This window comes from Bradyrhizobium nanningense, from assembly GCF_004114535.1.
Classification (GTDB): Bacteria; Pseudomonadota; Alphaproteobacteria; order Rhizobiales; family Xanthobacteraceae; genus Bradyrhizobium; species Bradyrhizobium nanningense.
This window is the reverse complement of the sequence record NZ_LBJC01000016.1, coordinates 87,000-105,544: the sequence shown is the minus strand read 5'-3', so window position 1 is coordinate 105,544 and position 18,545 is coordinate 87,000. Positions and strand designations below refer to the sequence as shown.

Genomic DNA, 18,545 nt, shown 5'->3' with positions numbered 1-18,545 from the left:
TTAGGAACCTAGCGCGTTAGGCCGCTTTCACCTTGGGCAGGCGATGGCGATAGAATTGTTGGCACTGTCCCGCCGCTGAGCGCCTTTGGGAAGTATCCAGAAAGGCGCGTTCAGCTGCGCGGCGACATATGCTCTCAAAGTGCTCGCCGGAATTCCTGATCGCATCGTAGATGCGGCCGTTCCGGGCCGCGGTCATCACAACCCGCCCATCACCGATAGCTGCGGCGCTGAGTGCCGGCCGTTCATCCGAAGGCAAAGGCGGGCGAGTGACCGACGAGCTCTGGTACTCACTTGACCTTGCCGACTGGTATTTCAGTTCGCCTGTTCTTTGCTGAGTCCTCCGAGCTTCGCAAGGCGGCTCAGGTGATAGTCGGTATCGCCAAACAGAGCGTCCAGCATGATGACGTGCTTGAAGTAGTGGCCGATACTGTATTCCGTCGTCATGCCGATGCCGCCATGAAGCTGGATCGATTCATGACCGATCACCTTTGCCGACCGACCGATCTGGATCTTTGCCGCCGAAATCGCGCGCTTGCACTCGGTCGCGTTGCCTTCGCTTGCCAATATCGCGGCATACATCGCCATCGAGCGGGACTGCTCCAATTCAACAAACATGTCGGCCGCCCGGTGCTGCAGCGCCTGGAAGCTACCAATCTTTTTGCCGAACTGCTCGCGCGTTTTGAGGTAGTCGACGGTGATGGCTAGCATCTCGCCAAAGGAACCGACGGCTTCTGCGCAAAGTGCTGCGATCGCTTCCTCTGCGACTCGAGAAATGACCGGGAACGCGCCCGCCGGATCGCCAATGACATCGACTTCCTCAACGCGCACTTTCTCGAGCGTGATCTCGGCGGCACGCAGACCATCCTGTGTCGGATACCCACGACTTCTGAGACCCGGCGCGTGGGCATCGACAAGAAAGAGCCCAATTCCTTTCTTGTCCCGTGTGTCGCCTGCCGTACGCGCTGATACGACTATCTTGTCGGCCGCCTCGCCGTGAAGGACCAGGCCCTTTGTGCCGCTTAGAACCCACCCGTCGCGGTCATTCTTCGCCTGCGTCTCAACGTGGAAGAGGTCGTAGCGTGACTGCGGCTCCGCATACGCGAAGGCCATTTTTGTCCGGCCTTCGGCGATTGCTGGGATCAGCTTCGCCTTTTGCGATTCATTTGCTCCAAGTCGAACCACACCACCGGCAAGGACCACCGTCGCGAAATAGGGCTCCAGAATGAGCGCCTTGCCGAAGGCCTCCATTACAATCATGGTCTCGACCGCACCACCGCCGAAGCCACCGAACTCTTCAGAGAACGGCAACGCCAGAAGCCCGAGCTCGGCATACCGCGACCACATTTCATCACTGAAGCCTCGCTCGCCCGCTTGATAAGTGCGGCGATTGTTCAGTCGGTAGCTCTCAAGCAGCAGTCGCTCTACGCTGTCCTTGAGAAGCCGTTGTTCTTCCGACAGATCAAGATTCACTGTAGAAATTCTCCTGGATCGGGTGCAGTGCGAACGGCCTTCGAAGTGCTAGAGCCCGAGGATCGCTTTCGCTATGATATTCTTCTGAATTTCTCGAGATCCCGAATAGATCGACGCCGCGCGGCTATAGAAGTAAGTGGACGCGATCATCGGGGGCCAATCAGGACCGATGGGGGCCTGATTACGGTCCTCGAACTCCTCTTCCGAGAAATGGGGGAGAGCATAAGGTCCGATCACATGCATAAGGAGCTCCGCAGTCGCTTGCTGGATTTCCGCGCCCTTTAGCTTGAGGATGGAGCTCACAGGGTCCCGCATACTATTCTTCTTTGATGCATTAGCGACGACCCGAAGCTGGGTCACTTCTAGCGCCTTCAGTTGGACCTCGATTTCAAGGACCTTCTGGTGGAAGGTTACCTGGTCGATTAGCCGCTCACCGCCAATTTGAGATCGCGCGGCAAGGTGCCTGATGCGGCGGATGCGCTCCTTGGAAGCGCCGACCCAGGCACCGCCGAAGCGCTCGTTGCCGAGCAGCATCTTGGCGTATTCCCAGCCCTTATTCTCCTCGCCGACGAGATTCTCGGCCGGGACGCGAACGTTGTCAAAAAAGACTTCGTTGACCTCATAGTCCCCATCGATCAACTGTATCGGACGGACGGTGACACCTGGTGACTTCATGTCGATGAGGAGGAAGGAAATGCCTAGCTGCTTCTTCGCATCGGGATTGGTCCGCACCAGACAGAATATCCAGTCGGCATGTTGTGCCAGTGTGGTCCACGTCTTTTGGCCGTTAACGACGTAGTGGTCGCCATTGCGCACGGCCCGTGTCCGGAGGGAGGCGAGATCGGAACCCGCGCCAGGCTCCGAGAAGCCCTGGCACCACCAATCGTCTACGTTGATGATTCGAGGTAAGTAGTATTTCTTCTGGGCGTCGTTGCCGAAAGTATAGATCACCGGTCCGATGAGAGACACGCCGAAATCGTACATGGTTTGCGCGGTAAATGCTTGTACCTCTTCTTCGAAGATATACTGTTGCGCGGGCGTCCAGCCCGCTCCGCCGTACTCCTTGGGCCAGTACGGGATGCCCTTTTTGTTGAGGACACGCGCTCCGGCGATCATCTCGTCTTTCGACAACCGTCGGCCTTCCACGAGTTTGCGCTGAGTCTCCGGCGGCACGTTGTCGCGGAGAAACTGACGAACCTCGTCACGGAACGCCCGCTCTCCTTCTGTGAAGGTGAGATCCATTGAACCTTCCTCAGCTTCGATCTGTGGAGATGGTCGGTGCGGAGCACGCGATAAGCATCTCTCGACTCTGAACGAACGTAAACGCTTTGCCCGGCTTTTGTAACATCATTATCCGATTGCACCCTCGTCTCGAAGGTCCGCAATCATTGCGGGGTCGTAACCGAGCTCTGCGAGTACTTGTTCGGTATGCTCTCCAAGCATCGGTCCGGGTGTTGTAGATCCTGGGATTGGCTCGCCGTTGATGTGAATGGCGCTGCCAACGGTTCTGATAGTCCCGCATTTTTGATGCTCGAACTCGACGATCATACCCCGAGCGCGCGTGTGTGGATGCTCCAGTGCAGCACCGATGTTAAGGATCGGAGCGTTCGGAATTCCCGCGGCCGCCAGTATTTCGCACCACTGCGCAACCGTCTTCGCCATTAATCGCTCGACAAGAGCAGTTTCGATTTCCCTCGAACGTTTGACACGGGCAGCATTTGTATTCAGCTCTGCATCTGCAGCGAGTTCTGGCAGCTCGAGAGCGCGGCATAGTGATGGCCACATATGATCGCCATAAACCGCGATGACGAGGTCGCCATCGGCGGCGGGAAAGACACCATACGGGACCGCGTTGGGACAAGCGTCTATTGGCGGGGGGAGTTCACCATCCGCCAAATAGCGGCCGGCAAAGAACGGGAAGGTAGTAAGGAGAGTTTCGAATAAGCTTAGGTCAATCACGCACCCTTTGCCGGATTTGATGCGACCGACCAAGGCTGAAGCGACGGCCACGGCGCCGTAAATGCCAGTAAAAATATCGCCGATAAGAATGCGGAGGGGCGGTCTCCCCGGTTCTCTGGTCAGACTCATCACCCCCGTAATCGCTTGCGCTACTAGGTCGAATGCTTTGTAGTCTCGAAGTGGCCCAGTCTGTCCAAAACCCGAGATAGAACAGATCACAAGTCCAGGATTTAGCTCCAAAAGACGATCGTAACCGAAACCGAGCGAGTCCAGCGTCCCTGGACGAAAGTTCTCGACTAGAACGTCCGCTCGCTGCACCAGTTTTTCAAGTGCGTGCCTCGCCCCACTCCGCTTCAGATCGAGGGCCAGGCTACGCTTGTTGCGATTTAGAGCGGCAAAGTAGTGGCTCTCCCCCTCGTGGAAAGGCTCCACTTGGCGCGAGATATCGCCTGCACCAAGCCTTTCAACCTTCACGACATTTGCTCCCAAGTCCGCCATGATCGTCGTGCAGAGTGGGCCCGCCAAAACGTGGGTGAGGTCCACGACATGGATCCCTTGGAGAGGCCGGCGACAAAGGTCCTGCGCGGCTGCGTCTCGTGTTGTCTCTGACGTGCCGGCTGCTTGTTGTTCACCGCCCATCACAACAATCCCTTCGTGAATTTCTCTTCTTGGATCCGAACGTGAGCCGCTTCAGTTCCCGTTTGTGCTTTTTTCTTGCAGAAGTTCAGAGGTGCCATGCACCTAGTCGTGCGTGTCTCACTGATCGGATTCGGTGGATTGCCACGTTTCATCTCGCATCTCAGATGAATGGGTGTTCGTATCCGCTGCACGCGTGCGTTGGTCTGCTCTCCAGCTGGGCAAAATACCTCCAGCTTTCACTTCCGACGATCGGGCAAGACCACGTGTGAATTTCGGCTTCGCGGCGTTGCAGCGCCGACGGAACTCTTCGCGTCGAAGCGACGTACTTCTCCGCGGGAGGTGGCGCACGATTTTTCCGATTATCGAGCGTGTAATGATCAACCTGCGTATGCCCGCCGGGATGGTCGCGAAATGTTGAGAAAGAGTAGCTCTCCTGTTCGGCTCCTGGAGAACCAACCGCAATTTTCGAATGTCCCGATCGTATGGCAACGATACTCTCGTAAACTGCGGCACCGCCATCGACTTCATTGAAGCTCGAAGGCCATTTCTCAGCGGTAGCTTTCCCGATAACATCGGCAAGAAAGGCCGACAGCTCGTGTTCCGGACATCGCCAACGCCTTCAAGCCCCTCAGCTCGTCCAAGGCGCAACAGATCGCGCTTCGAGCGCGCTGAGCAGAAAGCTTCGGCCACACGCAGACCTATAAACGTGATTTGGACGGAAAGGATCACGATTTCCGCATCCGCGAGGGCCGTGGGCAGAGGGTAAGCTCGCTTGGGACCACCCTTACCAACATCCTCCGCCTGCGGCAGATGTGGGCTCAGTTCGATCCGCCTCGCCCATCGCAACGGACACGACGCGAAGGCATCGAGTCTAGCCTTCACCATTGCGCCGACCTTGCAAGCCCGTAGAGTGTTCACCTGAATTACGCTCTCGTCAGTTCATCACGATGACTTGCCCAACGCTGAAGCCAACGCATTCGCCAGAACGAACCATCTTCGGCAATTAAGATGAACGCAATATTTTCGTTTAGGCATACACTACGCGCATTAATCCAGCTTCCCGACGCCGCTATCTACTTCGCGATCGGGATCGTGGTGGTTCGCGCTGATCCATTCTTGCGTACGGCCGCCTCCAACTAGCAGGAACTCGTGAGCACCCTTCCTCATACACGCTATGTCCACTGCTAGCCTGCGAGGAGGCGATTTCTAGCCCGCCTCCCCGACACGGTCACGCAGCCCCTGCTCCCAGCGCGCCAGCGTCTCGCCGGCGCCAAATCCCTGATCGCGCAGCCCCTGGAGCACGGCCACAAGTGCCTCGTCACGCTTCTCCACGATCTCGGAGGCTGTAAAATTGTCAGTTTTCACTTGCGCGTCTGATTGCTCGGCCAGCGTGTCCAGAAACTCCTCCGTGAGCTCTGGCACATCGGTGAGCTTCGTCCATGGCCATTTTAGCATGGGCCCCCATTGCTCCAGGTAGCGGCGGATTCCAGCCGCCCCGCCGCTCATCCGGAAGGGACCGACCACCGCTCGGCGCAAACCGAAGGAGTAGCGGACCGCGTCGTCAACCTCCTGTACAGTCGCCCAACCCTCGTGTACCAGCCACAGCGCCTCGCGCCACATCGCTTCCTGCATCCGGTTAGCGATAAATCCATCCACCTCCTTGCGGACCACGAGCGGGTGCATACCGATCGTTCGGAAAATCTCGTCGGCCCGCGCCATTGCCTCGGGTGCCGTCTGCTGTCCGGCGCATAGTTCAACTAGTGGTAGCAAGTATAGCGGATTGAAGGGGTGCGCAACGAGCAGACGCTCGGGATGCTCTATTTTCGCCTGCAGCAACGTCGGACGAAGACCCGACGTCGAGGAGCAGAACAGTGCGTCAGGTCGCGCCGCACGACTGGCGGTCGCGAGCAGCTCCTGCTTGAGCTCCAAGCGCTCCGGCGCAGACTCCTGCACGAGATCCACATCGCGCACTGCGTCAGGGACCGAATTGGCAAGCGTCAGAGAGCCTTCCTTTGGCAGCGGGACCTGCGTCAGCCGCCGGTATATCCGGCGCGCATGGTCCAAAGTGTTTTGAACGTGCTCGAGAGCACCAGGAGCTGGATCATATAGCCGCACATCTACTCCGTTAAGAGCAAATCGTGCGGCCCACCCGCCGCCGATCGTCCCCCCCCCCAACAACCCAACCGTCCGCGGCAGCTTCCCAGAAATGAACTTTGAATTCTTCATTTTGACCTTCTACTCTCATGCATGAATTTGAGCGCAAGCGTCTCGCGCACTCCGAACTCTATCGAGATCTCACCATCGGCTACACGGGACCGGCTCCGCACGCGGAAGCTGCTCGCAGATCACCGCAACGGGCGGAACGCACGCCGCTGGGCGCTACTCACCTATAGGCGCCCGATCCGGAAATATTCTCCCCTCGTATCCGCAATGCGCTGAAATACATCGTACCGGGCCCACGAAGCTGAGGTTCACCAATATGACCGGTCACCAAGCAGAATTCCTGCGATTTATCAGCAGAAGTTGACGCATTCTCATTTGCGGCGACTCATCATGGAAACCAACCGAGATCTATCCGAGTTTGGAAAAAAGACCGGGATAGCTCAAATCTGCGGAAGGGCGCTCCCGTGGCAAGCATCGACATTGGACCGGACCGGTCATGAAAACGAGGAGCACCAAGAGAAGACAAAGAAACTTGGGACGCAGCTCGTTCGCGCGGAGCCGGCAGGATATACACGAAACGGAACGCAAACATTCGCTCGTTGATGGATGCCCCGATGGTGCCGGGCTTTCGGCGGCGTTAGTTGAGACCCGAAATGGGCGCCCGACAGTCGTTGGGCTTCATGAGTAGCGGACGCTCAGAGTTTTGTCTCCCGGTGTCGCGGGGGTGGGAGCGACAGTGTGCCTATGAGACAGCCCCCGATCGCGTCCGCATATCTGTGCGTGATGTGACGCTTGCACCGGCCGTAGCGCATGAACCTGCTTACAGGATTACAAATTCGACGACCGATTTCTTGCTCAGGACGATCCTGCTGCCATCAGCCCCTGTGCGTTGGTTAGCTTCATCCATTTCGTACCCATCAACGCTTCACCCCTTCTCTTTCATTTGAGCGACAAAGCTTGCGAGCTTGGCACTGCTGATGGCCAGTTTACCCGGACCTCCGCATAGTTCAGCCATTTGCTTTCATGAGCACGCGTCGATCCTCAAAGCCTGTTCCCGGCCGACTAGGGTGTGGACTCAATTGATCGAAGCCAAATTCGCACGGAAGCGAGTTGAACGAAAGCGAAGAACGTCGCGCCGAGCTTGTCGTAGCGGGTGGCGATGCGTCGAAACTGCTTCAGGTTGTTGAAGAAGCGCTCAACGTGGTTGCGCTCGCGATAGATGGCCTTCTTCCACCGGAACCTCTTCTTCCGGTTGGATTTGTTGGGAATGTTGGGGATCGCATCTTGATCACGGATGTGGGCACGAACACGATCGGCATCGTAGCCTTTGTCGGCGATGACGACGGCGCGCGCATCGAGTCCGTCGAGCAGGGCCTCGGCGCACGTCACGTCGTGGGCCTCGCCGGGGGTGATCATGAGGCGGACCGGGCGGCCTTTCGCGTCGACGCGCGCGTGGATTTTGGTGGTGAGGCCGCCTCGGCTTCGGCCCACACAACGATCTCCACTCTTTTTTTCACCCCGGAAGCATGCTGATGGACCCGCACGATCGAACTGTCGATCATCTGCACCTTGCCATCGTGTGCGTTGACGACCGCATCCATCAGCCGGTCCCTGATGCCGGCTTTGCGCCAGCGGTTGAAACGATTGTAAGCGGTCGTATAAGGCCCGTAGCGCTCGGGCAGATCGCGCCACGGCGCTCCCGCGCGCAGAACCCAGAAAATGCCGTTGAGAACGCGGCGGTTGTTGCCTGGCCTGCGACCTCGACGGTCCTTCGGGAGAAGGGGTTCGATAACACTCCACTCGAAATCCGTGAGGTCGTAGCGCATGATCCCAGCCCCGATGTTCGGTAGCTTGAATCATGGTCCGCCCTGATCCGCTAGACGAATTTGAGTACACGACCTAGTGCGAACTTACCCCCCTCAGAGCCCCTTCACACCACACGATGGGGTCGCATGAAATTTGTACTTCGCACGATGCCGGGCCACCGATCCATCTGGCTCGCATTGTGCGAAGCAGCACGTCCAATGACTCGTCACCGCACCACGCCATTCGATGTGCCGCACACATTCTGTGCCGCGAAATTCTCCAGATCTTCGTCGTCGGACGGCGGGCGTATCCACGTGAACGTGGCCCACTTTAATCGCGTCTGGCGCGTGTGAAAGCTTTTATTCCATTCAGACGCAGAATTTAGGCCAGGCGAGGTGCCAGATCGGAGGAATGCGGCTCGTGGGGCTGTTAACATCCAACGCGACTAGGTCCGCTGGGCCCGCATTTCCGATCCTCGACATCCTTGATGGAGCACCATGCACGAGATTCTTGTTTCCCCAACTTATCTCAATCCCTCCAAGCTTCATTAACTCCGATGACAGACCTCTCACCCGTGCTTTCCACAATCGATCAGCATCACATCGACAAACGGCGCTACCCTCATGGCATAGCTTTCATGGATGGGCAGTACCTGCCGATGTCCGAGGCGAAGATCTCGGTGCTCGATTGGGGTCTGTTGCACTCGGACGCAACGTACGACACGGTGCACGTCTGGAAAGGCCGGTTCTTCCGGTTGGATCTGCACCTTGACCGATTTCTGGCAGGCGTCGAACGTCTTCGAATGAAGCTGCCTTACGATCGCGAGACAATCGCGTCGATCCTCAAGCAGTGCGTCGCTTTGTCGGGTCATAAATCGGCTTACGTCGAGGTGATCTGCACGCGCGGTTCATCACCAACATTCAGCCGCGATCCCCGCCAAGCAGAGAACCGATTTATCGCGTTTGCAGTACCTTACGGTTCGGTTGCCAACAAGGAACAACTGGAAAGAGGTTTGCACGTCGCGATTAGCGAGACTGTTCGCATCCCGCCTGGTTCAGTCGATCCGACGATCAAAAACTACCATTGGCTTGATCTCATAAAGGGTCTTTTCGACGCCTACGACAAGGGCGCCGAGACGGCGCTGATCCTAGACACGAACGGGCATATTGCCGAAGGGCCCGGCTTCAATGTGTTCCTTGTAAAGGATGGATCGTTGAGAACGCCGGCTTTTGGGGTGTTGCCCGGTATCACGCGCCGAACCGTGTTCGATCTTTGTGCTCAGATTGGGCTAGCCGCCACCGCTGCCGACATCAGTCGTGACGATATCAAGAAGGCCGACGAGGTGTTCATCACCTCCACTGCCGGCGGCATTATGCCGGTGACGCGCATCGACGATACGACGATCTCTAAAGGGCAGGTCGGATCCATCACCCGCCGGCTCATGGATCTCTACTGGCAAAAGCACGCGGATCCCGCATGGTCGACCGCTATCATTTATCCCTGATCGGAAAAGAACCTTGCGCTCGCAATTTGGTCAGCGACTTCGTGACAATCTCGATGAGCTATCATCGCGCAAACTCCTGAAGGTTGAACAAGAGATCGCCTCTCCGCAGTCGACGCATATTCACCTGCGCGCACTTGGCGAGCGCGACCTCCTGAACATGTGCGCCAACAACTATCTCGGTCTGGCCAATCATTCAGCCCTAGTGCGAGCCGCGCATGAAGGTCTCGAACGGCATGGCTTTGGAATGTCGTCCGTACGATTCATTTGTGGGACGCACTCGGTTCATCGAGCGCTTGAAAACAGGCTTTCCAGCTATCTTCGGACGGAAGACACGATCCTATTCGGTTCGTGCTTTGATGCGAATGCCGGGCTGTTCGAGGCTCTACTCGACGCTGACGATGCCGTGATCAGCGACAGCTTGAATCATGCGAGTATCATAGATGGAATTCGCCTCTGCAAAGCGAAGCGCTTTCGCTATGCCAACAATGATATGAACGAATTAGAGCACGCTCTACGCGAGGCACGTCACTGCCGAACAGTGCTCGTTGTGACCGATGGCGTATTTTCCATGGATGGCGCTGCCGCGAATCTTTCAGGCATCTGCGAGCTAGCAAAACGTTACGGCGCCTTGGTCATGGTCGATGACTCTCACGCCGTGGGGTTTATCGGCCCAGAAGGGCGTGGAACGCCAGCTCGGGACGGGCTGGAAGACCAGATTGATATTCTGACCGGGACGCTCGGCAAAGCACTTGGCGGCGCATCTGGGGGATACGTATCAGGCCGTGGTGAGATCATTTCCTGGTTGCGACAGCGTGCGCGTCCATACCTCTTTTCAAACTCACTGATGCCGGCGATCTGTGAGGCTTCATTGGCTGCAATCGACTTGGCAGAAAGAGCAGACGATCTCAGGCAAAATCTCTCTGCTCGCACTCGTCAGCTACGCCAGGGATTGAGCGACCTGGGATTTCAAGTTTTAGGCAGCGATCACCCAATTGTGCCCGTGATGACCGGTGATGCGGCGGTCGCGGTCCAGATTGCTGAGTTTTTACGTGCGCACGACATTCTCGTCGTTCCGTTCTCATATCCTGTTGTACCGGAAGGTGTCGCGCGGATTCGCATGCAGGTAAGTGCCGCCCATCGTGCGGACGATATAGAAAAAGTGATTGCTGCATTCCGATCAGCAAAGACGGACGTTAACTGGCTGTCTCCCCCACACGGAGTCTAACGCTCCTCGCCCAGGAGCTAAGAGCAGTGTTAGTGAGAGATCAATTCACGGACGCAGAGTCACCTCGCCGACACAGCCCAAATACGTCAAGGCGGAGCCGCACCTCAGCTATAGGTAGAAATCGTGCTCGCTACCCGATTACGCTCCGGCGCTTTTTTCCAGAAAAGCGCACCTTGGTTCATCCAGCCGCGCCAACCGTATTTTGGCCGCCTCAACCGTGCCATCCGCTTGGCGTGCGGCTGGCGAAGAGCATTGCGATTCAAACGGGCGATTCAGATAGCCAACGATGTCTCAACCAAATTCACCCAATAACCGATGCCATAAGGCAGAGCTTCGTCGTTAAAATCGTACGCCGGGTTGTGCACACCGGCGGTCGGCCCGTTTCCAATGAAGATCATAGCGCCCGGCCGCGCCTCGAGCATGTAGGCAAAGTCCTCGGCCCCCATACGCGGTTTGATGTTCTCGCCCACAGAAGCGGCCCCGACCAGACTGCGTGCAGCCCTGATCGCCAGGTTGGTCTCCTCGGTGTGGTTGAAGGTCACCGGGACCGATCGACGGTGTTTGAACTCGATATCGGCCCCAAATCCGCGCGCGATGCCTTGGGCCGCTGCCATGATCTGGCGTTCAGCGAAGTCTCGTAGGCCAGGCACGTGAGTTCTGACAGTGCCAGCCATTTCGACCTGATCGGCGATGATGTTGTAGGCGTTAGAGGCGTTCAACTTGGTCACGGAGATTACAAGCGAGTCGATTGGATTCGTGTTGCGCGAGACCAGACTTTGCAGGCCGACGATGATCTGTGCCGCAATCACGACTGGATCGATGGTCTCATGCGGCTTGGCCGCATGGCCGCCCCGCCCCTTCACGACAATGTCAAAATCGTCCTGCGAGGCCATGATCGGCCCATCGCAAATGCCGAACTTGCCGACCTCGGTGCCAGGCGCGTTATGCATCCCAAAGACCTTGGAGATGCTGAAACGGTCCATGATTCCTTCCTGGACCATTTTTAGGCCGCCCGAGGGGAGCTCGACTTCTTCCGCGGGCTGAAAAATCAAAGCAACGCAGCCCCTGAAATTGCGCGTCCTGGCAAGATATTTCGCAGCGCCCAACAACATGGCCGTATGACCATCGTGCCCGCATGCGTGCATTTTACCCGGTACTTTCGAGGACCACGGCTTGTTTGAAGCCTCAAGGATCGGCAGCGCATCCATGTCCGCCCTCAATCCAATGGTGGGACCGTCACCACCTTTCCCTTGAATCAATGCAACGATGCCCGTTTCAGCTATCCCCGTTTCAATGTGATTGATACCGAACGAGGCGAGCTTCTCGGCGACGAACCTCGCCGTGTTGTGTACCTGAAAGTCGAGTTCCGGGTTTTCGTGAAGGAAACGGCGCCACGCGGTGACTTCACCCTGCAGATCACGAAATTCTTCAACACTATGCATGTCAGGCCTCAAGGTAGGAATTCAATACGATATAGATGCTGCAGTGTGCGGCGGAGTTTCCGCGCGCTATTCCTGAAGACCCGCGCACTTTCTGCTGCAGTCGCTCGCAATCTGACTTTTGGAAATTGAGTAAGCGGTGTGGGCGCCGCATTTATCGGGCGCGTCCGTTTTGGCTTCTGCACTTCTCCTCGTGAACTCCAACTTCCCATAATTTCTCGCGCCGGATTGCTGAGATCCGACGCTCTCATCTGGCCATCGGGCTATAGACCGAACACGCCAAGGAGACGTCGTGGTCGCTCAGGCTTACGGCGAGAGTCGGGCATGCTCCTCCTTCCGCTACGAGCTTTTCGTTTTTTTATTTGGCGACCACAGGCATTTTCCGCGGAGCACGAGAAGTGAGCAACTGCGAGCCAGTGTCGGTCACGACGACCACCTCTTCGTGCAGCATCAGCTTCGGTGATCCGTCGAAATACGAGGGATATGAGGTGCTCGGTTCAATATTAATGATCATGCCTGGCTTTAGTATCGTCTTATCGTCCGGTTGCACCGATGGTAACTCCGGCATCCATAAACCCATGGAGTGTCCCATTCTGCCGATATTGGTGGCTTTACCGCGATTGTTTGAGCCAGTTAGTACGGTTGACATCGCACTCCAGACTTCACAGATCGGAATGCCAGGTTTAGAGGCGGCAATTCCCGCTTCGGTGGCCTCCCAAACGATTTGATAGGCATCCTGCGTGTGCGGATCAGGCGCACCGAAAGCAAAGTGCCGATCGAAATCGCTCCAATAAAAGTCGAACAGGCAGCCAGCATCAATAAACAGCACGTCTCCATCCGACAAAAATTTGTCGCTCGGAACACCGTAGGGACGCGTATACCCCCCGCGGCCAGATACACCTACTATCTTACTCGTCTTCTCGACACCGCGACCAAAGCATTCGAACTCGAACTGGCGACACACCTCTCGTTCCGTCATACCCAGACGCAGTTTTGATGCCAAATTGTCGAATGCTTCCGAAACAAGCCCGCATACAGTTCGAATTCTGTCAATCTCTAGAGGAGACTTGATCATACGCAGGGGCGTGAAAATCGGATCCGATGCGTCGACGAACGTTCGAGGCTTGATCGCGTCGGCTACACGCAAGAAATCTCCTGCAGGGAAGCCAAGCCTACTCTCCGCGCCAAGCTCTACACCGATCCTAGCGTGCGCCGGCAGAAATTCACACAAGGCTCGGGCAAGGGCGGACACACCCTCATCTTTCGGATTTGGACTAGGCCAGCTCCGGCAATTTTTTACCCAGGTTGTTTCTCTATAAAACTGGTCGATCCCGTCTGGAACGACTGCAACGGCTTCGCCTGACGAGAGAATGAGAAGAAATCGCGGCCGCGTCGTCTGCTGCGGTGTCGTGCTAGGCTCACCAATGAAATATCGCAGATTGTGTTCGGACGTCGCCAGAACCGCGTCAATGGCATGCTCCTTCATCAAACGCCGCGCGCGCTCGACCCGGCCCTCGTATTCGATCCGGGGAAACGGATCATACTGAATGGTCCTAATCGAACCCATCCCCATACCGTTCATCGCTCTTCTCCAGACAAACACGTCAATCGCAGGACGACCGACAATTTAGATGCTGGTCCGACAGCAGATGGCTGCCTTCGCGCACTCATTCGACAATATCCTTCGGAAGAGCCGCGCGCAGTTTTTTTGTGCGAAAGCATCGGAACACCGAGCTCCTCTGCGAGCAGGCGAGCAACTCCCTTGAAAGGCTTTTAGCTTGTCGTGGTACACGATGCTTTGGATCCCGCCTACAATCGAATGCAGGCAAGCTCGTAGGTCGACCAAACGGCTTTCCTGGTCATAGCCATCCGACACGAGCCAATGGTTTGGTAGGACGTGACTAGCCGCGATCGGGGGTCGATCGCGCGACTGCAATACCGCGTTCGTGAAGCTTGGCTCGAAGTGAACGCCTCCGATGCAGAGCACGGAGTGTACCGGTTCCTCAATGCGATCGAAAATTCGCAGTAGCGATCGCGCCAGCACTTGGGCCGCAGGAGGATTTGCCGAATCTTCGGGCGAGCTCCCGATCTCGACATCGACAGCCGAAGGTCGCAGGTCAGCGAGACGGGTACCAGCATCACCAGCCTTGACGCCCGACCAATGAGTCGCTTCCAGGTAGGTGCGATGGGAGTCAAGACCGGAAGTGACCCGCTCGGCTTCGATCGCTAGAAGAAGTCCCCGCGTAATCCGGGGGTCGACCGCGCTGAAGGTCCCCGTGCCCAGATCGCCGGTCGTTTGAACCGAGAAGATCGCGTTTGGCGCATTGGCGCCCCCGTGCCAGTTCACGATGCCAATAACGTCAGCATCACCGAAGCGATCATTAAACATTGGCGCGTAGCGCGCATAGTCGTTACTTACGACCTCGTTCGTGACCACGATCGAAATTCTGGCGTCATGCAAGCCAGCGACTTCGAGTACGGAGTGCCCATCGACTTCGAAACTCGTTGCAACAAGATCGCATTCCTCCTTGAGAGCATCCAGAACGCGCCCCGCGACCGGGTCCTTTTCTCGATCGACGCAGAAGACAAGGACGGCGTGTCTCATCGAGGTCCTCCGCCGAGTTCAAAGCCGATCGAGAGCGTAGGACGTCTATCTTCAACTTGGCGCCGTCGTCTTTTCGACTTTCTCGCAAAACACCCTGCTCTTTGAACCGAATTCCGAGCTTGCACCGCGAGAGCGTGCGCGCGGAAGGCGATTAACTCGAGCACGAATAGCGTCACAGCAGCACCACTCGCAAACTGAGTCCTGTTGTCGGCCGGCATGTTTGGCGGAGCAGCGGTTGGAAATCGCGCGAATTGAAAATCGCGGCCGCGGATCGCCGGACCAGCAGCGAACTTAAACTGCCTGCGCGACGAACAAGAGCGAATCCTGCCGCCATATGCCAGACACTTCGACGCAAGTGGTGTGAAGAGCCCCTCATCGAACAGAGCGACCGCCTCAGGCGGGCAGGCCTCCATTATGGCTCGACTTTGAAAGAGATGCATGAAAGGCACAGCTTTGTAGGATCCTACACCACCGCGTATTTATTAGAGCGTCGCAACGCAAATATTGTGCGTTCTTTTGAGGATCCCGCAGCATTTCTGTGCCGGCCGCGCATAGCTCGCTGGAAAGCACTGGGACATCCAGCGAATGCAATCATCAAAAGGCGAGATCAGCATAGTACTAGGCAACAAACCACCTGCTAATCTGGGTGGGGAGCTAGGGCAAACATCGAGTTGTCGCTTACGCCGCCGATTTTTGGGTCGGACGATTCATCACGGCTTGACAGGTAGTGAGTACGTCTGAGAGTGTTATCGTGTCTGATGATGATGTGCGGGAGAGCGCGATAAGCCTGCAAAGGCGTATCACCGCCGACGGAGCAACTCCCCAAGGAAACTCTCAGGCCCAGGACCGCACACCGAGGACGATCTGGAGAGAGGTGCCGGTCAGCACCCACCGAAGGGGACCGTGATCCACGAGGATTTGCGGACAAAGCTCTCAGGTGCACGGACAGATTTGGGGACGGAGACATGGCGAAGCCATTCACCGTTCGTTCAATCCTGTCCTGGAGCATACGATGAGCACGATCATCATAATCGGGTCCGGTATCACCGGAGTTACGCTGCCTATGCCTTGGCCCGCCGCGGCTATTCGGTTACAGTCTTTGATCGCCAGCGCTATCCGGCGATGGACACTTCGTTTGCGAACGGCGGCCAATTATCGGCAAGCAATGCCGAGGTCTGGAATAACGTCGGAACGATCGTAAAAGGCTTGAGGTGGATGCTGCGCAAAGACGCACCATTGTTGCTGAACCCAAGCCCCAGTTTTCACAAATATACTTGGCTGGCAGAGTTCGTAAGCCAGATTCGAAACTACCGCCACAACACGATCGAAACGACGAAGCTAGCGATAGCTGCTCGCAAGCATCTTTTTGAGCTAGCCGATCGGGAGAGCATCGATTTCGACTTGGAGCGGCGAGGAATTTTGCACGTTTATTCGAGCAAGCCCGACTTCGATGCGGCCTCTCGCGTGAATCAGTTGCTGCTCAAGGGCGGATTGGATCGCCGTCCGGTGACGCCTTCTGAAATGCTTGCAATAGAGCCAGCTCTGCGCGATCAGTATTATGGTGGCTTCTTTACCCCGTCTGACTCAACCGGCGACATTCACAAGTTCACGCGCGGCCTCGCTGCGGCTTGCGAGCGAGGGGGCGTACGCTTCGTCTTTGATGCAGAGATCTGCGGCATGCGGTGCGACCGAGACGGTGTGGTCGTACACTGGAAACGAGGTTCGTTGAAGGAAGAACTCAATGCCGAACGCGCAGTGGTTTGCGCGGGGGTCGGCAGCCGCCGCATTGCTTCAATGCTGGGGGACAGCATAAACATTTATCCCGTCAAGGGGTACTCCATCACGGTAGAGCTGGGAGACGAAACGAGCCAAAAGGCTGCGCCTCGTGTCAGCCTGCTGGACGAGGCCACCAAGATCGTGACCAGCCGGTTAGGAGAAGATCGCTTCCGGGTCGCGGGGACCGCCGAGTTTAATGGCGAAAACCGCGACATCCGCTGGGACCGAATTAAGCCCCTGATACGGTGGGTAGAGCGATCGTTTCCGGATGTGTCCACCGCGCAGGTGGTGCCATGGGCGGGCTTGCGCCCTATGACACCTAGCATGATGCCGAGGGTTGGCCGAGGCAAACGCCCGAGTGTTTTCTACAACACCGGCCATGGCCATCTCGGCTGGACATTATCCGCTGTCACAGCTGAAATGATCGCTGATGTCATTACGACAGAGCGCAGCAATACTCGGCTGAGCGCATCCGTGCCCTGATCCTGTTGAGTGGGTCCTGGTCCATGCTCCCGCCGATATCGGGGCGGGAGCATGTCGCTTGTGACAGCGCCGAAGCGGGATTTGCAGTCGCCTTCGAAGGATAATGCGCCCCTCAGTACCGGGCGACTTGGTTCCCGCAATTCATTGTTTAGGTAAGATCCTGTGGACCACTTGGCACGTTGCTTCCAATAGCCTTCGTATGACGCAGTTGTTGCGACCGTTCCCGAATTGACGCCGACCAGATGGGGCTGCATGAGCGACGTCGTTTCTTAGCAAGGCACATGCGGTACACACCGTGAAGTGCCGTTGCATAGGACGCAGCTTTGCGCGGAGCGAATCAGGCGCACCAAAGCCGTTCCGCGCCGCTCACCCGAGCGTAAAACCGACCCGATCCAACGACACGTCGTCCCGAAACACCGAGATGCATCGCCGAGCTCAAGTCGCGTCGACTTGCGACCGCTGCGGAGCGACGCCAATTGCTGTGCGCCCAGCTGACGCTCATCTTGGAGAAGTCTGCATACGGGACGAAGGGCGTTTCGAAGGGCGTTTTTGCAAGCCATGCAGCATATTTCTTGTAATTGCCGTTAGATCGACGATACTGATGTCATAAAGGTGTTTTTCGAAGACATTTGTCTGATCTGAGATGTTTTTCTGCGGAAAGACGTGATCTTTTGCAGAATTTCCTCTTTAGCCTGGAGCCTGTTATGAGGTACGACCGAATCGACGCTCACATCCTGGAGATCGTGCAAAAGAATAACCGTCTCACATCCGAGACAATTGGCGAACTGGCCGGGCTTTCGGCTACCGCGTGCCAACGCAGGCTAAAGAGGCTTCGCTCGGACGGCATTATCGAGGCGGACGTTTCGATCGTTTCGGCCAAGGCGGTCGGAAGACCTATTCAGATGCTTGTGCTCGTGACATTGGAGCGGGAGCGCTCGGATATAATCGACAGATTCAAAAAGGCGATCAAATCATCCGTTGAAGTCGTCAATGGGTTTTACGTGACAGGCGATGCTGACTTTGTCCTATACATAACCGCACGCACCATGGACGACTATGAGCAGTTCACGCGGCGATTTTTTCGTGAGAACCCCGATATCAAGGGCTTCAAGACCATGGTGGTCATGGATCGGGTAAAAGCCGGATTCGCTATTCCAATTGAGGCTCCATCCGAGGATTGAAGAGAGGGTCTCACTACCAGACCCGGCTTACCTGCTCCATTACTAAGTCGGGGCATCGTGTAGCGATACCGGTTACGAAACGAGCGCAGGTCTTCGCGCATTGGTGCGCGCAACTTTCGACTGAGTGGCGTCACCTCCAGGCTACCACACCAACCGCTCATCGGGGGCGCTCGTGGCGCGAGCTGAATGACTCGGTCCGATGAACTTGCAAACGCTCACCAACGAGAGATGTCGGCTTGGCCAGCCCGCCTCGCTAGCGCCCTTTTTCGTCGCGCAGTGCGAGTAAAACGCTGCA

General features: G+C 56.8%; 11 protein-coding genes, 1 pseudogene and 2 riboswitches. Of the genes and pseudogenes, 4 read left to right on the top strand and 8 right to left on the bottom strand.

Annotated features, from left to right (window positions below; translation table 11 throughout):
• Nucleotides 1–312 precede the first annotated feature (312 nt).
• From XH84_RS10900 to XH84_RS10880, 5 genes are all read right to left on the bottom strand, one after another.
• Nucleotides 313–1,470: an acyl-CoA dehydrogenase family protein gene (locus tag XH84_RS10900; RefSeq protein ID WP_128948247.1), complete on the bottom strand. Its 1,158-nt coding sequence runs from the start codon at nucleotides 1,468–1,470 to the stop codon at nucleotides 313–315.
• A gap of 48 nt (nucleotides 1,471–1,518) precedes the next feature.
• On the bottom strand, nucleotides 1,519–2,712 hold the full coding sequence (locus XH84_RS10895) for an acyl-CoA dehydrogenase family protein (RefSeq protein ID WP_128948246.1): 1,194 nt from the start codon (nucleotides 2,710–2,712) through the stop codon (nucleotides 1,519–1,521).
• Between the two features lie 108 nt (nucleotides 2,713–2,820).
• A complete protein-coding gene (locus XH84_RS10890; RefSeq protein ID WP_128948245.1) occupies nucleotides 2,821–4,068 on the bottom strand; it encodes a CaiB/BaiF CoA transferase family protein in 1,248 nt (415 codons plus the stop codon).
• Nucleotides 4,069–5,274: 1,206 nt separating this feature from the next.
• Nucleotides 5,275–6,294, bottom strand: coding sequence for a 3-hydroxyacyl-CoA dehydrogenase NAD-binding domain-containing protein (locus tag XH84_RS10885; RefSeq protein ID WP_245471689.1), 1,020 nt, complete (start codon nucleotides 6,292–6,294; stop codon nucleotides 5,275–5,277).
• A 999-nt stretch (nucleotides 6,295–7,293) separates the two neighbouring features.
• Nucleotides 7,294–8,057 (bottom strand): IS5 family transposase gene (locus XH84_RS10880; protein WP_128948244.1). Its coding sequence is split into 2 segments (ribosomal slippage): nucleotides 7,294–7,743 and nucleotides 7,746–8,057, totalling 762 coding nucleotides; the frame shifts between segments, so codons are not numbered across the junction.
• Nucleotides 8,058–8,593: 536 nt separating this feature from the next.
• Here XH84_RS10880 and XH84_RS10875 point away from each other — a divergent pair.
• Nucleotides 8,594–9,541 (top strand): aminotransferase class IV, encoded by a 948-nt coding sequence (locus XH84_RS10875; protein ID WP_245471688.1) that lies wholly within the window; start codon nucleotides 8,594–8,596, stop codon nucleotides 9,539–9,541.
• A gap of 13 nt (nucleotides 9,542–9,554) precedes the next feature.
• Nucleotides 9,555–10,766 (top strand): glycine C-acetyltransferase, encoded by a 1,212-nt coding sequence (locus XH84_RS10870; protein WP_128948243.1) that lies wholly within the window; start codon nucleotides 9,555–9,557, stop codon nucleotides 10,764–10,766.
• Between the two features lie 272 nt (nucleotides 10,767–11,038).
• On the opposite strand, the gene XH84_RS10865 is transcribed toward XH84_RS10870, so the two are convergent.
• The 3 genes from XH84_RS10865 to XH84_RS10855 all read right to left on the bottom strand — a co-directional run bounded on the left by XH84_RS10865 (nucleotide 11,039) and on the right by XH84_RS10855 (nucleotide 14,810).
• Nucleotides 11,039–12,208 carry a M20 aminoacylase family protein gene (locus XH84_RS10865; protein WP_128948242.1) on the bottom strand — a complete coding sequence of 390 codons (1,170 nt, stop codon included), beginning with the start codon at nucleotides 12,206–12,208 and terminating at the stop codon, nucleotides 11,039–11,041.
• Nucleotides 12,209–12,563: 355 nt separating this feature from the next.
• Complete coding sequence (locus tag XH84_RS10860; RefSeq protein WP_128948241.1) at nucleotides 12,564–13,787, bottom strand: M24 family metallopeptidase; 1,224 nt, start codon at nucleotides 13,785–13,787, stop codon at nucleotides 12,564–12,566.
• Between the two features lie 45 nt (nucleotides 13,788–13,832).
• Complete coding sequence (locus XH84_RS10855) at nucleotides 13,833–14,810, bottom strand: D-aminoacyl-tRNA deacylase (protein ID WP_208757064.1); 978 nt, start codon at nucleotides 14,808–14,810, stop codon at nucleotides 13,833–13,835.
• Between the two features lie 759 nt (nucleotides 14,811–15,569).
• A riboswitch (glycine riboswitch) is annotated at nucleotides 15,570–15,669 on the top strand.
• 3 nt (nucleotides 15,670–15,672) lie between these two features.
• Nucleotides 15,673–15,761: riboswitch (glycine riboswitch) on the top strand.
• 61 nt (nucleotides 15,762–15,822) lie between these two features.
• Between XH84_RS10855 and XH84_RS10850 the strand changes: the two are divergent.
• A pseudogene (locus XH84_RS10850) lies at nucleotides 15,823–17,069 on the top strand (D-amino acid dehydrogenase).
• Between the two features lie 704 nt (nucleotides 17,070–17,773).
• Nucleotides 17,774–18,250, top strand: a complete 477-nt coding sequence (locus tag XH84_RS10845; RefSeq protein WP_036012073.1) for an Lrp/AsnC family transcriptional regulator — start codon at nucleotides 17,774–17,776, stop codon at nucleotides 18,248–18,250.
• Nucleotides 18,251–18,545 lie beyond the last annotated feature (295 nt).

Coding starts and splice junctions, on each gene's coding strand:
- XH84_RS10895 (WP_128948246.1), bottom strand. CDS start 2,712: ATGGATCTCACCTTCACAGAAGGAGAGCGGGCGTTCCGTGACGAGGTT.
- XH84_RS10890 (WP_128948245.1), bottom strand. CDS start 4,068: ATGGGCGGTGAACAACAAGCAGCCGGCACGTCAGAGACAACACGAGAC.
- XH84_RS10885 (WP_245471689.1), bottom strand. CDS start 6,294: ATGAAGAATTCAAAGTTCATTTCTGGGAAGCTGCCGCGGACGGTTGGG.
- XH84_RS10875 (WP_245471688.1), top strand. CDS start 8,594: ATGACAGACCTCTCACCCGTGCTTTCCACAATCGATCAGCATCACATC.
- XH84_RS10865 (WP_128948242.1), bottom strand. CDS start 12,208: ATGCATAGTGTTGAAGAATTTCGTGATCTGCAGGGTGAAGTCACCGCG.
- XH84_RS10860 (WP_128948241.1), bottom strand. CDS start 13,787: ATGAACGGTATGGGGATGGGTTCGATTAGGACCATTCAGTATGATCCG.
- XH84_RS10855 (WP_208757064.1), bottom strand. CDS start 14,810: ATGAGACACGCCGTCCTTGTCTTCTGCGTCGATCGAGAAAAGGACCCG.
- XH84_RS10845 (WP_036012073.1), top strand. CDS start 17,774: ATGAGGTACGACCGAATCGACGCTCACATCCTGGAGATCGTGCAAAAG.